The 13,241-nt window shown below is 71.4% G+C and carries 12 protein-coding genes; 2 read left to right on the top strand and 10 right to left on the bottom strand.

The window, feature by feature from the left end:
* Nucleotides 1-21 precede the first annotated feature (21 nt).
* From pdxT to ACFFQA_RS03185, 4 genes are all read right to left on the bottom strand, one after another.
* A complete protein-coding gene (pdxT, locus tag ACFFQA_RS03200; protein ID WP_377850035.1) occupies nt 22-636 on the bottom strand; it encodes a pyridoxal 5'-phosphate synthase glutaminase subunit PdxT in 615 nt (204 codons plus the stop codon).
* A gap of 72 nt (nt 637-708) precedes the next feature.
* On the bottom strand, nt 709-2,220 hold the full coding sequence (locus ACFFQA_RS03195) for an amino acid permease (RefSeq protein ID WP_377850034.1): 1,512 nt from the start codon (nt 2,218-2,220) through the stop codon (nt 709-711).
* Nucleotides 2,221-2,398: 178 nt separating this feature from the next.
* Nucleotides 2,399-2,707, bottom strand: a complete 309-nt coding sequence (locus ACFFQA_RS03190) for an AzlD domain-containing protein (RefSeq protein ID WP_377850033.1) — start codon at nt 2,705-2,707, stop codon at nt 2,399-2,401.
* Nucleotides 2,704-3,354 carry an AzlC family ABC transporter permease gene (locus ACFFQA_RS03185; protein ID WP_377850032.1) on the bottom strand — a complete coding sequence of 217 codons (651 nt, stop codon included), beginning with the start codon at nt 3,352-3,354 and terminating at the stop codon, nt 2,704-2,706. The genes ACFFQA_RS03190 and ACFFQA_RS03185 overlap by 4 nt, the downstream gene beginning before the upstream one ends.
* Nucleotides 3,355-3,458: 104 nt before the next feature.
* On the opposite strand from ACFFQA_RS03185, the gene ACFFQA_RS03180 reads away from it, so the two are divergent.
* Nucleotides 3,459-4,025: a helix-turn-helix domain-containing protein gene (locus ACFFQA_RS03180; protein WP_377850031.1), complete on the top strand. Its 567-nt coding sequence runs from the start codon at nt 3,459-3,461 to the stop codon at nt 4,023-4,025.
* Here ACFFQA_RS03180 and ACFFQA_RS03175 read toward each other — a convergent pair.
* From ACFFQA_RS03175 to pdxS, 3 genes are all read right to left on the bottom strand, one after another.
* The gene (locus ACFFQA_RS03175) at nt 4,022-6,679 is read right to left on the bottom strand and encodes a M48 family metalloprotease (RefSeq protein ID WP_377850030.1); all 2,658 of its coding nucleotides are present in this window, start codon (nt 6,677-6,679) and stop codon (nt 4,022-4,024) included. The genes ACFFQA_RS03180 and ACFFQA_RS03175 overlap by 4 nt on opposite strands.
* 5 nt (nt 6,680-6,684) lie before the next feature.
* Nucleotides 6,685-7,170, bottom strand: coding sequence for a hypothetical protein (locus ACFFQA_RS03170; protein WP_377850029.1), 486 nt, complete (start codon nt 7,168-7,170; stop codon nt 6,685-6,687).
* A 154-nt stretch (nt 7,171-7,324) separates the two neighbouring features.
* Entirely contained in the window at nt 7,325-8,212 is an 888-nt protein-coding gene (gene pdxS, locus ACFFQA_RS03165; RefSeq protein WP_377850213.1) for a pyridoxal 5'-phosphate synthase lyase subunit PdxS, read from the bottom strand.
* Nucleotides 8,213-8,494: 282 nt separating this feature from the next.
* Between pdxS and ACFFQA_RS03160 the strand changes: the two genes are divergently transcribed.
* Nucleotides 8,495-10,624, top strand: coding sequence for an elongation factor G-like protein EF-G2 (locus tag ACFFQA_RS03160; protein WP_377850028.1), 2,130 nt, complete (start codon nt 8,495-8,497; stop codon nt 10,622-10,624).
* A gap of 3 nt (nt 10,625-10,627) precedes the next feature.
* Here ACFFQA_RS03160 and ACFFQA_RS03155 read toward each other — a convergent pair whose 3' ends face one another.
* The 3 genes from ACFFQA_RS03155 to ACFFQA_RS03145 form a co-directional block, all read right to left on the bottom strand.
* Nucleotides 10,628-11,416, bottom strand: coding sequence for an NUDIX hydrolase (locus tag ACFFQA_RS03155; RefSeq protein WP_377850027.1), 789 nt, complete (start codon nt 11,414-11,416; stop codon nt 10,628-10,630).
* Complete coding sequence (gene pgsA, locus ACFFQA_RS03150) at nt 11,413-12,012, bottom strand: phosphatidylinositol phosphate synthase (protein ID WP_377850212.1); 600 nt, start codon at nt 12,010-12,012, stop codon at nt 11,413-11,415. Before pgsA ends, ACFFQA_RS03155 begins: the two co-directional genes overlap by 4 nt.
* Nucleotides 12,013-12,647: 635 nt before the next feature.
* Entirely contained in the window at nt 12,648-13,238 is a 591-nt protein-coding gene (locus ACFFQA_RS03145; protein ID WP_377850026.1) for an HIT family protein, read from the bottom strand.
* Nucleotides 13,239-13,241: the final 3 nt, after the last annotated feature.

Here is a 13,241-nt window from a genome sequence, read left to right as displayed (position 1 = left end):
GTCGGTCGGCGGACGCCCGACTCAGGCCGAACGCACCATCTCGGTGAACAGGCGGTGCACCCGGCCGTCCCCGGTCAGCTCCGGGTGGAAGGCGGTGGCGAGCACCGGGCCCTGCCGAACCGCGACGATCCTACCGGCGGCCTCCCCGGCGCTCGCGGACTCCGGCACCCTGGCCAGGACCTCGACCCCGGCACCGGCCGACTCCACCCACGGGGCGCGGATGAACACCGCGTGCACCGCGCCCACCCCCGCGAGGTCCAGGTCGGCCTCGAAGGAGTCGACCTGGCGGCCGAAGGCGTTGCGGCGCACGGTCATGTCCACCGCGCCGAGCGGGTGCTGGTCGGCGCGGCCGTCGAGCACCTTGCTGGCCAGCATGATCATCCCGGCGCAGGAGCCGTAGGCGGGCAGCCCGGCGGCCAGCCGCTCGCGCAGCGGCTCCCGCAGCTCGAAGACGTCGAGCAGGCGGCTCATCGTGGTGGACTCCCCTCCGGGGATCACGATGCCGTCCACCTCGGCCAGCTCCTCGGCCCTGCGCACCGGCCTGGCGAGCACGTCGCACTCGGCCAAGGTGAGCAGGTGCTCGCGGACGTCACCCTGCAGCGCGAGCACCCCGATGACGGGCTGTGCGGTGGACACGCGTCCTACCTCCCAAAAACGACGGAACTCCTAGGCCGGTCGGGTCACCAGCCTAGGAGTTCGCCCTGAAGATCAGCCAACCGGCTGGTTCTCCTCGTCGGGGTCGTTGCGCTTGACGGCGCCGGCGAGCTTGCCCGCCTCGGCCGCGGCGGCCGCGTCCGAGGCCGAGGCCATCAGCGCCGCGTTCTTGCGCTGCCGGGCGCTGACCATCTTCCAGCCGACGAAGAGCACGACCGCCAGCACCGGGATCAGGTAGAAGGCGATCTTCTCCGGCCCGTCGGTGAAGCCCATCGACACCACGACCAGCACCAGGAAGCCGATGCTGAGCCAGTTGGTCACCGGCGCTCCGGGCATCCGGTACGACGGACGCTCGATCTCACCGGCGTCGGCCTTCCTCTTGAGCCTGATCTGGCAGTACAGCAGCGTGATCCAGGTGGCGATCACACCGAGCGAGGCGACGGAGGTGGCGATGTCGAACGCCTCCTGCGGGACCCACGCGTTCATGAAGACGCCGAGCACGTAGACCACGGCGGTGAAGATGACGCCGCCGTAGGGCACGTGACGGGAGCTCATCTTGCCGACGAAGGACGGCGCCTCGCGCTTCTCCGCGAGCGAGCGCAGGATGCGGCCGGTGGAGTAGAGGCCGGAGTTGCACGAGGACATCGCGGCGGTGAGCACCACGAGGTTCATGATGTGGCCCGCGGCGGGGTAGCCCAGCCGGGAGAACACGGTCACGAAGGGGCTCTCGCCCGCGGAGTACGCGGTCCAGGGGAGCACCATCGTCAGCAGCAGCACCGAGCCGACGTAGAAGATGCCGATCCGGTAGACCACGCCGTTGATCGCCTTGGGCAGCACGGACTTGGCGTCCTTGGTCTCGCCGGCCGCGATGCCGACCATCTCGATGGCCGAGTAGGCGAAGATGACCGCCTGGAAGGTCAGCAGCACCACCGGCAGACCCGCGGGGAAGAGACCGTCGTGCGCGACCACGTTGGAGACGCTGGCGTGCATGCCGTCGCCCATGTCGGCGTTGGTGATCACCAGGCTGAGGCCGACGAAGAGGAAGACCACGATCGCGGTCACCTTGATGACGGAGAACCAGAACTCCAGCTCACCGAACAGCTTGACGCTGAGCAGGTTGACCGCGAGCAGCACGACGAGGGTGATCAGCGCGGTGGCCCAGCGCGGGAAGTCCGGCGCCCAGAGCGAGACGTAGATCGCCACGGCGGTGATCTCGGCGATGCCGGTCATCGCCCAGTTGACCCAGTACATCCAGCCGGAGGTGAACCCGGCCCACGGGCCGATGAACTCGCGGGCGTACTCCACGAAGCTGCCCGCGACCGGACGGTGCAGGACGAGCTCGCCGAGCGCGCGCATCACGAAGAACGCGGCAATACCGCAGACCGCGTAGGACAGAATCAGCGCGGGACCGGCCTGGGCGAGCCTTCCGCCCGCTCCGAGAAAGAGACCGACACCGATCGCGCCGCCGATCGCAATCATCTGGACCTGGCGCTTGCTCAGCGACTTGGCATAGCCGTCATTCGACTCGATCGCGTCATCGAGCTCAGGCTTTATTGAGGAACTCATGGCGAGAAGCCTCCACAGGCGTTGTTCTCGTTGAGCGTCGCCTGGCCTCGACACCGGCGACACGGTGGTGTGGAAAGTAACCACACGTCAGCCCGGAGGTTACGCCACCCCCTCGAAAAGGGGAAAACATGTAAATCCTACAACTGCTTCGACACTCTCAGTAATAATCAGGCCTTTCTTAAGAAAGTCCGATAAGGCGCAGGCCAGCAGTGGTGACGGCCGCGCCAATGACGACGACCACGAACGGCAGTCTCGCCACCGCGAGTAGCGCGCCCGCGCCGACTCCTAGTGCACGTGCCCAACCCGCGAATCCTTCGCCGTCGACCAAAGCGTTGGTGGCCAACAGCGCCGCCAGCAACGCGATAGCGGACAAAGCGAACATCCGCTTGACGTGCTCGGGCACGGAGACGCGCTCGCGCAGCAGCACCCCGCCGAGCCGGATCGCGTAGGTGCCCCCGGCCAGCACCAGCACGGTGGTGAGCGTCATCGGGCCTTCTCCAGTCTGGGCAGCGGCAGGGCGAGGGCGACGCCGAGCAGCGCGACGAGCACGGGGACCCCCGCGGGCAGGAACGGGGTCGCGACCAGGGCGAGCACGGCACCGCCGACCGCAACCCGCAGGGGTCCCGGTTCGCGCAGCTGGGGCAGCAGCAGCGCGAACAGCGCGGCGGGGAACGCCGCGTCCAGGCCGAAGAGGGCGGGATCTCCCATCGCCTCTCCGAGGTAGGCGCCGATGAGCACGGCGGGGTTCCACGCGCAGAACAGCGCGATGCCGCAGGCCCAGTACGCGGCGCGGGCGCGGTCGGGGTCGCGCTGCGCCATGGCGAAGGCCACCGACTCGTCGATCATGATGTGCGCGCCGAGCAGCTGGGCGGCGCGGTTGCGGCCGAGCACCTCGCCGACCACCAGGCCGAACGGCAGGTGCCGGAGGTTGAGCAGCAGCGCGGCGGTGACGGCGGCGAACGGGGTTCCGCCCGCCGCGATCACGCCGACCACCATGAACTGCGAGCCACCGGCGAAGACCAGCAGCGACATCGCCATCGCCAGCCACACCGGGACCCCGGCCGCCACGGCCAGCGCCCCGAAGGACGCCCCGACGACGGCAACGGCTGCGGCCAGGGCGGCGACGTCACGCACCAGGCCACGGTCTAATGTTCGCCATATCGAACGCATCGCCTTCCATGGTGAACACCCGATCGGGTGTTCGTCAAGCCGAACAGTCGGACCGCTGGAGCGAACACATGGCCGAGCTCGACGGACCCCCACCACCGCTGGAGACCATCGCGGCATCGCTGCGCCGGGAACGCGACCGCGTCGGCATCTCCCTGAGCGAGCTGGCCAAGCGCGCGGGCGTGGCCAAGTCGACGCTGTCGCAGCTGGAGTCCGGCAGCGGCAACCCGAGCGTGGAGACGCTGTGGGCGCTGGGCGTGGCACTGGGCGTGCCGTTCAGCCGCCTCGTCGACCCGCCGACGCCCAGGGTCCGCGTGGTGCGCGCGGGCGAGGGCCCGGTCATGCGCTCCGAACAGGCGCAGTACACCGGCACGCTGCTCTCGACCTGCCCGCCGGGCGCGCGGCGTGACATCTACGTGCTGACGCTGGAACCCGGCGCGGTGCGCAACGCCGACCCGCACATCCCAGGCTCGGTCGAGCACTTCGTGGTCAGCGCGGGCCGCGTCCGCACCGGCCCGGTCGACAACCTCGTCGAGCTGGGCCCCGGCGACTACGCGTCCTTCCCCGGCGACGTCCCGCACCTGTACGAGGCCCTGGAGGCGGGCTCGGTCGCGGTGCTCGTCATGGAGCACATCTAACGGGTGACGAGTGGCTGACCGAAGGCGTTGAGCAGCTCGGTCGCGTTGTGCAGGTGCGACCGGGACAGCTCAAGCCGTCCGGGCCGGGCGTTCACGCCCGTCATCACGTCCCGGCAGACCGTGCCCGTTGCCAGGTACTCATCGAGCGCCGATGACCACAGCCGCGAGCTGGTGCCGCCGGGCGGCGACGGGAACCTCCTGGCCTGCTCGCTCGCCGCCACGAGCGCGGAGCAGGCTTGGAGGAACGCGTTGGGATCGTTGCGCACCAACGCTTCCCGGTACTCCCCCGCGTGTTTGATGAGCACCAGGATGTGCCCGGCCCCGCCCCCTCTCGCCCAGGTCGCCAGCGCCTGTTCGCGCTCGGCGAGGGGCACGCCGCGTTCGGCCTCGGTCACCTTCTCGATCGGCCCTGGGCCTCCGTCCGGCCGGTAAGCGGCCAGCAAGGCGACCGCGACTCCGGCCACCACAAAGGGAACCAGCCGGGTCCGCCCGCTGTCGGGAGCCAGGTCCGGCCTGCGACGCGCCAGCAGACGCCCCAACAGCAAGGCGAACGGCAGCACCACCACGCAGAGCACAACGACGAGCCCGAGGCTGATCGCGGGAACCGAAGGCGAAACCGGCTGCGGACACCGCCCGGAAAACACCACCAGCGAAGGGAAACAGCCCTCGAAGGAACGGACCACCCACAACAACAGCACCGCCGACAACCCGGTCACCGCCGCACCGAACAGGGCGGTCACCACGCTCAGGCGCCTCGCGGCCAACAGCACGACAACCACGAACTGCACGAGCGCGAGCGCGCTGTTCTCCCACAGGACCAACACCCACCGGAACCCGTCGGACACCCGCTGCGCGTCGGCGACCGTCGCCCCGGCCGAGCCACGGAGGACGAGCTCCGCCACCAGCCAGACCGCGGCACCGGCCAGGCCGACGCGGATCGCGGGCCGCAGAGCCGCGCCGTCGCGCTTGAGCACCAACGGAATCGCCCAACCCAACACGAGCGGGACGGTCACCAGAGGCGCTCCCACGAACAGGTGCAGGAACGGCGCTCCGAGCACGGTGTTGAGCGCGTCGTCCAGCACCGTCCAGCGCGCGCTCTCGACCAGCCGCTGCGAGCCCACCCCCAACGCGCTGACCGTGTTGACCAGCACCTCGCCGGTGATCCTCGGCGCGCTCATCCAGTTCAACCCGCTGACGCAGAAGGAAAGCACGGTCGCCACCACGGCCGCCCACGCCAGCACCCGGACGCGAGGCCTGGCCAGCGCGCCGATCAGGTCGGCGCAGTGCGCGACCCACCACATCAGGGCGGCCAGCACCATGACGAGAACGGCGAGCACGCCCAACTCCAGGAGCGTGATGTCCGGAGCAGCGCTGAACACCCCGATGTACTGACCCGCCCAGATCCCCGCGGTGAGCCCGAGCGGCGTCAGCACGAGCACGTGCCGCGAACCGCCTCCGGCGCGGAATGCGGCGTACCTGGCACCGGCGAGCACGATCACGGTGGCGACACCGATGCCCCACACGGTTCCCAGCAACCCCAACGCGAACGAGCCGCCCTGCCCGATGTTGGTCATCGCGAGGACGACCGTGCGCCAGGCGACCTGAATGGCGATACCCGCCGCGACGGCCTCCCAGAACCCCGGCCGCAGCAACCGGACCGGCTCCGCGACCGCGCTGATCCTCTTGCTGGGCAAGGGGTGTTTGCCCAGTGGCGCGCTCCACCGCAGCCTCGTCCCGCGCACGGTGGCCAGCACCTGGCCCGGCGCGGAACGACCGAGCCAGCTCGCCACCCGGTCATCGGCGTGGTACTCCCGCGAGCGCAGAACGGCGTTGCGGGACAACAGAACCGCCAGCACCAACGCGAGGACCTGGATCAGGATCACACTGACATCGAGCAGGTATCCCCTCGCCCACAACGGAAAAGGCGACTCGAACGGTGTGGAGCTGGTCAGCCAGGGGTCGAGGAGCACCGCCAGGAACGGCAGCAGCCCGACAACGAGGAACGAGCGCCACACCGCGATCGTGAGGTAGGTGATGGGCACGTCGTTGTCGCGCAGGTGAGCCAGCTCGTGCAGCACCACGACCCGGAAGTACGCCGGGTCCCACCGGAACCGGGTGACCAGACCGGCGTCCAGGCACACCAGCGGCCGCCGCCGGGTGCCGAACGCGACCCCACCGGTGTTGGGGTTGACCGGATCGACCAGGAAGGTCGGCGGGCGCCGCAGCCCGGCGCGCTCGACGAGCCCGGCCAGCTCGGCGGCCAGCTCCGGCGAGAGGTCGAGCGGGACCAGGCCGGACCGGCGGATCCGCCAGCGCGGCAGGGAGAGGTAGACCAGCGCCGCGAGCCCGCCCAGCCCGAGCAGGCCGCCGGCCAGCCAGGGCAGGCGCAGCGGGAGGTACTGCGACAGGCACTCACGCAGCCGCTGGGCGTCCGCGTTGATCCGGTCCACCTGGAACGGACTGATGTCCTGGTCGTCGAGGTAGAGCCCCGACACCACCTGGCACTGGGTCTGCACGGTGTTGTTGAACAGCAGGCCCGGCGGCATCACCAGCACGTACACCAGCACCGTCACGCCGACGGCCAACGCGATGAGCAGACCGAACCGCACCGTGGTCCCGGCAGGGGGGTTCCGCGCCCCCACCACCCCCGTCACGGCGGTCAGTCGGTGGTGGGGCCGTCGGTCCGGCGCAGGCTGAAGACCACCGCGTCGGCCAGCAGCTCGACCTGGTCCGGGGACAACCCCAGCGCGGCGCCCCGCTTCTCCACGGCGGCGCGCACCTGGCCGATCTCCTCGTCGGAGAGCTCGGCGGGAGCCTCGACCAGCGGCGGTTCCTGCTTCTTGCGCCGCAGCTTCCGGCCGAGCCGCCCGAGCAGCCGCCCACCGCGCTCCACGACGAGCTCCCCGGTCTTCTGGGTCAGCGTCTCGTAGACGGCGGTGGCCACGGCGAGCGCGACCGGCGACAGCAACGCGACCGCCGTGTCCAACCCGGACCCGAGCACCTCGTCGGAGCGCGTGCGCCCGGCGAGCGCCCTGCGCGGGTCGCGGAAGTACGCCGCGCTGGTCGCGGCGAAGAACGGCAGCTCCTCCGGCGCGCGAGCGGCCACCACGTCTCGCGCCAGCGTCGTCACGAACTCTCGGTCCACAACAGCTCCCCCCGGTCCGGCGATGATCAATCGTCACTCGGAGGACGGGCGTTGTCGTTCGGCCGAACGGCGGCACGTCCGTGGTGGATGCACAACGAAGCCCTTGCGTCCACAGTGGACGCAAGGGCTTCGTTGTGCTTCTGTGACGCGATGTTTACCAGCCGCGGGCGGCCAGGCGCTGGGTCTCCGGGAGCTCGGAGACGTTGATGCCCACGATGGCCTCGCCCAGGTTGCGGGAGACCTTGGCGATCACGTCGGGGTCGTCGTGGAAGGTGGTCGCCTTCACGATGGCCTCGGCGCGCTTGGCGGGCTCACCGGACTTGAAGATGCCGGAGCCGACGAAGACGCCCTCGGCGCCGAGCTGCATCATCATCGCGGCGTCGGCCGGGGTGGCGATGCCACCGGCGGTGAACAGCACGACCGGCAGCTTGCCCGCCTGCGCCACCTCCTTGACCAGCTCGAACGGCGCCCGCAGCTCCTTGGCCGCGGCGTAGAGCTCGGCCTCGTCCAACACGGTCAGGCGGCGGATGTCGGCGCGGATCTGGCGCATGTGCCTGGTCGCCTCGACCACGTTGCCGGTGCCGGCCTCGCCCTTGGAGCGGATCATGGCAGCGCCCTCGGCGATGCGGCGCAGGGCCTCGCCCAGGTTGGTGGCGCCGCAGACGAACGGCACGGTGAAGGGCCACTTGTCGATGTGGTTGGCCTCGTCGGCCGGGGTCAGCACCTCGGACTCGTCGATGTAGTCCACGCCGAGGGACTGCAGCACCTGCGCCTCGACGAAGTGCCCGATCCTGGCCTTGGCCATCACCGGGATGGACACGGCGCCGATGATGCCGTCGATCATGTCCGGGTCGCTCATGCGGGCGACGCCGCCCTCGACCCGGATGTCGGCGGGCACGCGCTCCAGCGCCATGACGGCGACGGCGCCGGCGTCCTCGGCGATCTTGGCCTGCTCCGGCGTGACCACGTCCATGATCACACCGCCCTTGAGCATCTCGGCCATGCCGCGCTTGACCCGGGCCGTGCCGGTCACCTGGTCCACGGTCTGGTCTGCCTCAGCGCGAGGGGTCTCACTGGAGGTCACGGTTGGCCCTTTCAACTACATGCTCGCCCCTGCGAAGCAGGTCTCAGCAAAGCTCGCGGCGGATGACCCATGCATCCTACGTCCGCGCCTTACCCCATTTCGGTGGCCGGGACGTGGACCGTCACACACCGCACTCGTCCGGGCGGGCGGTCCCCGTCCGACAAGGTTGTCAGCACTACGACAAGCGTGTGAGATCGAACACATCGCAGGCAGTGGGACGACTGTGGGAGGCCGAGTGCGATGGGAACGAAGAACACCGACAACGGGCACGCCGGGGCCGCGGTCGCTGCGCCCGACCCCGCCCGGATACGCAACGTGGCGCTGGTCGGGCCGTCCGGTGCCGGCAAGACGACGTTGTGCGAGGCGCTGCTGACCACCGCGGGGGTGATCACGCGAACGGGTTCGGTCACCGAGGGCACGACGGTCTGCGACCACGACCCGGCGGCCGTGCGGCAGCAGCGGTCGGTCGCCGTGGCGGTCGCCCCGTTCACCCACGAGGACGTCAAGGTCAACCTGATCGACACCCCCGGGTACGCCGACTTCGTCGGGGAGCTGCGGGCCGGTCTGCGCGCGGCCGACGCCGCGCTGTTCGTGGTCTGCGCCGCCGAGGGCATCGACGCGGCCACGGTCGCGCTGTGGCAGGAGTGCGCCGCCGTCGGCATGCCCAGGGCGGTGGTCCTCGCCCGGCTGGACCACCCGCGCGCCGCGGTGGAGTCCGGGATCGCCGCGTGCCGGGCCGCCTTCGGCTCCGGGGTGCTGCCGCTCTACCTCCCGGTCACCGGCCGGGACAACGCCGTGACCGGGCTGGTCGGGCTGGTCTCCGGGCGGCTCTACGACTACTCCGGCGCTCGCGTGCCGGTGGCCGACGTCCCCGACTCCGGCGACGCGGAGCGGATCGAGGCGGCGCGGGCGGAGCTCATCGAGGGGATCATCGCCGAGAGCGAGGACGAGTCCCTGATGGACCGCTACCTGGCCGGCGAGGAGATCGACCAGGCCACGCTGGTCACCGACCTGGAGCGGGCGGTCGCGCGCGGCTCCTTCCACCCGGTCCTGCCGGTGTGCTCGGCGACCGGGGTCGGCCTCACCGAGCTGGTCCAGGTGCTGACCAGGGGCTTCCCGTCACCGCTTGAACACCGGCCGCCGCGCGTCACCCGGGCGGACGGCTCCCCCGGTCCGGTGCTCGCCGTGGACCCGGACGGCCCGCTGGCCGCCGAGGTCGTGCGCACCGCGGTCGACTCCTACGTCGGGCGCGTCTCCCTGGTCCGGGTGTTCTCGGGGACGCTGCGCCCGGAGCGGCCGGTGCACGTCTCCGGTCACGGGCTCGCCGAGCGCGGCCATGAGGACCACGACGCCGACGAACGGGTCGCGCACGTCTACTCGCCGCTCGGCTCGGCCCTGCGCGAGGTCCCGTTCTGCGTCGCGGGCGACCTGTGCGCGCTGACGAAGCTGTCCTCCGCGGAGACCGGCGACACCGTCTCCGACCCGGCTCAGCCGCTGCTGGTCACGCCGTGGGAGATGCCGGAGCCGCTGCTGCCGGTCGCGGTGGTCGCGCACAGCCGCAGCGACGAGGACACGTTGTCCCGCAACCTCGCCAAGCTGGCCGCGGGGGACCCGAACCTGCGCCTGGAGCGCAATGCCGAGACCCACCAGCTGGTCCTGTGGTGCATGGGCGAGGCGCACGCGGACGTGGTGCTGCAACGGCTGCGCGCGGGCGGAGCGGAGATCGACACCGAGGAGGTGCGGGTGCCGCTGCGCGAGACCTTCGCCGCACCGGCCACCGGGCACGGCAGGCACGTGAAGCAGTCCGGCGGCCACGGGCAGTACGCGGTGTGCGACCTCGTGGTCGAGCCGTTGCCGCGAGGCGCGGGCTTCGAGTTCGTCGACCGCATCGTGGGCGGCGCGATCCCGCACCAGTTCGTGCCGAGCGTGGAGAAGGGCGTGCGCGCCCAGCTCGGCAAGGGCCTGCACAGCGGCTACCCGATGGTCGACGTGCGGGTGAGCCTGGTCGACGGCAAGGCGCACAGCGTGGACTCCTCCGACGCGGCGTTCCAGACCGCGGGCGCGCTCGCGATGAAGGAGGCAGCGGCCCAGGGCCGGATCACCCTGCTGGAACCGCTGGACGAGGTCGAGGTGCTGGCGCCGGACGAGCACCTGGGCACGGTGCTCGGCGACCTGTCCGCGCGCCGTGGCCGCGTGCTCGGGACGGAGCCCGGCGACGAGGACCACCCCGGGACCACGATCGTGCGCGCCGAGGTGCCTGCGACGGAGCTGCTGCGCTACGCGATCGAGCTCCGCTCCCTGACCTCGGGGACGGCGAGCTTCACCCGCCGTTTCAGCCACTACGACCCGGTGCCGGAACACCGCAGGTAGTCCTCAGTGGACGGTCCGGGTGACGCCGTCCCACACACCGCCGAGCAGACCGGGAAGCAGCTCGCGAAGCTGGTACGGGTAGACCCGCTCCCGCGCCGCGGCCAGCTCGGACGCGGTCCACCAGCGGTGTCGCTCGATGGTGTCCAGCTCCAGCTCGGTGAAGCCGGAGGTGTCGATCTCCCACCCCCGCCGCGACCGCAGCACGAAGAACAGCTCGACGCTGTCGGTCGGCACGCCCGCGAAGGTGAACTGCCCCCGCCGCACCCACACCGGCCCGACCAGCTCGTCGGCGGGCGCCTCCAGCCCGGTCTCCTCGCGCAGCTCGCGGGCCGCCCCGGCACGCGGGTCCTCGCCGGGGTCGATCCCGCCGCCGACGGTGAACCAGAACGGGATGTCCGGCCACTCCGGCGCGTGCCCCCGGAACAACAGCACCCGGTCGTCGGCGTCGGCCAGCAGCACCCGCGCGGAGAGCCTCGGCTCGTACCGCAGGTCCGGGTCGACCAGCTCCGGCCGGTCCAGTCCGGTCGGGAGCACGCCGATCAGCTCCCGCTCGGACTCGGCCAGCCGCCGCCAGAGCTCGCGCGGGATCCGCGTCCGGTCCACACAGGACAGCATCGAGGTCAGCTCGTTCTGCGCGGCCACCCAGTCCTCCCCGGTGGCCTCCGCCGCGCGGTCCAGCGCCAGCCCGAGTGCGCGCGCGTAGCTCGGCTCCACTGCGAGTTCCCCTGCCAGCACCGCCCGCACCAGCTCGGCCCGGCGCGCGAACGCCGCGAGCACCTCGGTGCCGGTCATCGAGCGGAGCGGTGCACCGCGACGAGCCGCTGAACCACGGTGATCACCGCGAGAACGGCGAGCAGCCACAACGCGACCCCCGCCGCGTTCGGCACGCCGAGCCCTTGCAGCCCCGTGCCGACCAACGCGATGATCAGCCGCTCCGCGCGCTCCACGAGCCCGCCGTCCGCGCTCAGCCCTGTCGCCTCGGCACGCGCCTTCACGTAGGAGATCACCTGCGCGGCGACGAGGCACACCAGTCCCGCGGCGGCGGCGACCTGGTCGCCCTCGACCGCGAAGGCCCACCACACGATCGCGGCGAACACGGCTCCGTCGGCGATCCGGTCGCAGCTGGCGTCCAGCACCGCGCCGAAGCGCGTGCCCCCGCCGACCGCGCGCGCCATGGCGCCGTCGATGAGGTCGAAGAACGTGCAGAGGGTGACCACCATGGTCCCGACGAACAGCTGTCCCCTGGGGAAGAACCACAGCGCGGCCACGCACGTGCCGACCGTGCCCACGACCGTGACCGCGTTCGGGGTGAGGCCGCGCCGGACCAGCCACGCGCCTATCGGATCGGTGACACGCGAGACCGACTCGCGGGCGAAGAGGTTCAGCATGACGGGGCTGCGCACCTGCCGGTGATCGAGGCGGGCCGGGATCGGACCCGGTCGGTTCACGCAGCCTAACCGTCGACTAGCCAGGTGGGCGCGCACATCCCGACGCGCCGCGTGACGAAGGTCAACTCTCCACGTGGGATGCGACAGGGAGTCGCCCACCCCAGCGACACCGCCCACGCGGCGGGCGGCCCCCTCTCCAGACCCCCTGGCCTCCAGGCGGCGACCCGACCCGTCCCCACTCCGCGGTGAGCGCGCACCTCCGGGCCGGCGTGGCCGAGATTCTCGCGCTTTGAGCACTTATCGCGATTTGGAGCGCTCCAATTTCGCATTAAGTGCCCAAAACGCGAAACGGGGGTGACGCGGAGCGGGTCCCGGGCGCGGAGCGGGTTCCGAGGGTTGAGGTGGGGCGACGCGGAGCGGGTCCCGGGGGTTGAGGTCGGGCGACGCGGAGCGGGTCCCGGGGGTTGAGGTCGGGCGACGCGGAGCGGGTCCCGGGGGTTGAGGTCGGGCGACGCGGAGCGGGTCCCGGGGGGCGGAGGTCGGGCGACGCGGAGCGGGTCCCGGGGGGCGGAGGTCGGGCGACGCGGAGCGAGTTCCGGGGGTTGAGGTGGGGGCGTGACCTACCGGGCAGCTCGCTAGTCCTGCTCCTGCCAGGCGGCGGCGAGCAGGTCCCTGGTCTCGCCCAGCAGCTGCGGCAGCACCTTGGTGTGCGCCACCACCGGCATGAAGTTGGCGTCGCCACCCCAGCGCGGCACCACGTGCTGGTGCAGGTGCGCCGCGATGCCCGCGCCCGCGATCGTGCCCTGGTTCATCCCGATGTTGAACCCGTGCGGCGCGGCCGCCGCGCGCACCACCCGCATCGCGCGCTGGGTGAACTCCGCGAACTCCACCGTCTCCTCGGGCGTGAGGTCGGTGTAGTCCGGGATGTGCCGGTACGGCAGGACCAGCAGGTGCCCGGGGTTGTACGGGTAGAGGTTGAGCACCGCGTAGACCGTCTCGCCGCGCGCGACGATCAGCCCGTCCACGTCGTCGAGGTCGGGCACCCGGCAGAACGGGCACGCCTCGCGGTCGGTGTCCACGGGCTTGTTCTCGCCACGGATGTAGGACATGCGGTGCGGGGTCCACAGCCGCTGCAACGCGTCCGGGACACCGATCCCGTCCTGCTCCACCAGCTCCGGACCTCTGCCGCTCGCGCCGAAAACCGCACTCACCTCCGCGTTGGACACCCA

This window comes from Allokutzneria oryzae (assembly GCF_042429765.1).
Lineage (GTDB): Bacteria > Actinomycetota > Actinomycetes > Mycobacteriales > Pseudonocardiaceae > Allokutzneria > Allokutzneria oryzae.
Note: the sequence above shows the minus strand (reverse complement) of the source record. Positions and strands in the feature narration are given on the sequence as shown.

Coding starts and splice junctions, on each gene's coding strand:
- ACFFQA_RS03155 (WP_377850027.1), bottom strand. CDS start 11,416: ATGACCGGCACCGAGGTGCTCGCGGCGTTCGCGCGCCGGGCCGAGCTG.
- ACFFQA_RS03190 (WP_377850033.1), bottom strand. CDS start 2,707: ATGACGCTCACCACCGTGCTGGTGCTGGCCGGGGGCACCTACGCGATC.
- pgsA (WP_377850212.1), bottom strand. CDS start 12,012: ATGCTGAACCTCTTCGCCCGCGAGTCGGTCTCGCGTGTCACCGATCCG.
- ACFFQA_RS03180 (WP_377850031.1), top strand. CDS start 3,459: ATGGCCGAGCTCGACGGACCCCCACCACCGCTGGAGACCATCGCGGCA.
- ACFFQA_RS03160 (WP_377850028.1), top strand. CDS start 8,495: ATGGGAACGAAGAACACCGACAACGGGCACGCCGGGGCCGCGGTCGCT.
- ACFFQA_RS03195 (WP_377850034.1), bottom strand. CDS start 2,220: ATGAGTTCCTCAATAAAGCCTGAGCTCGATGACGCGATCGAGTCGAAT.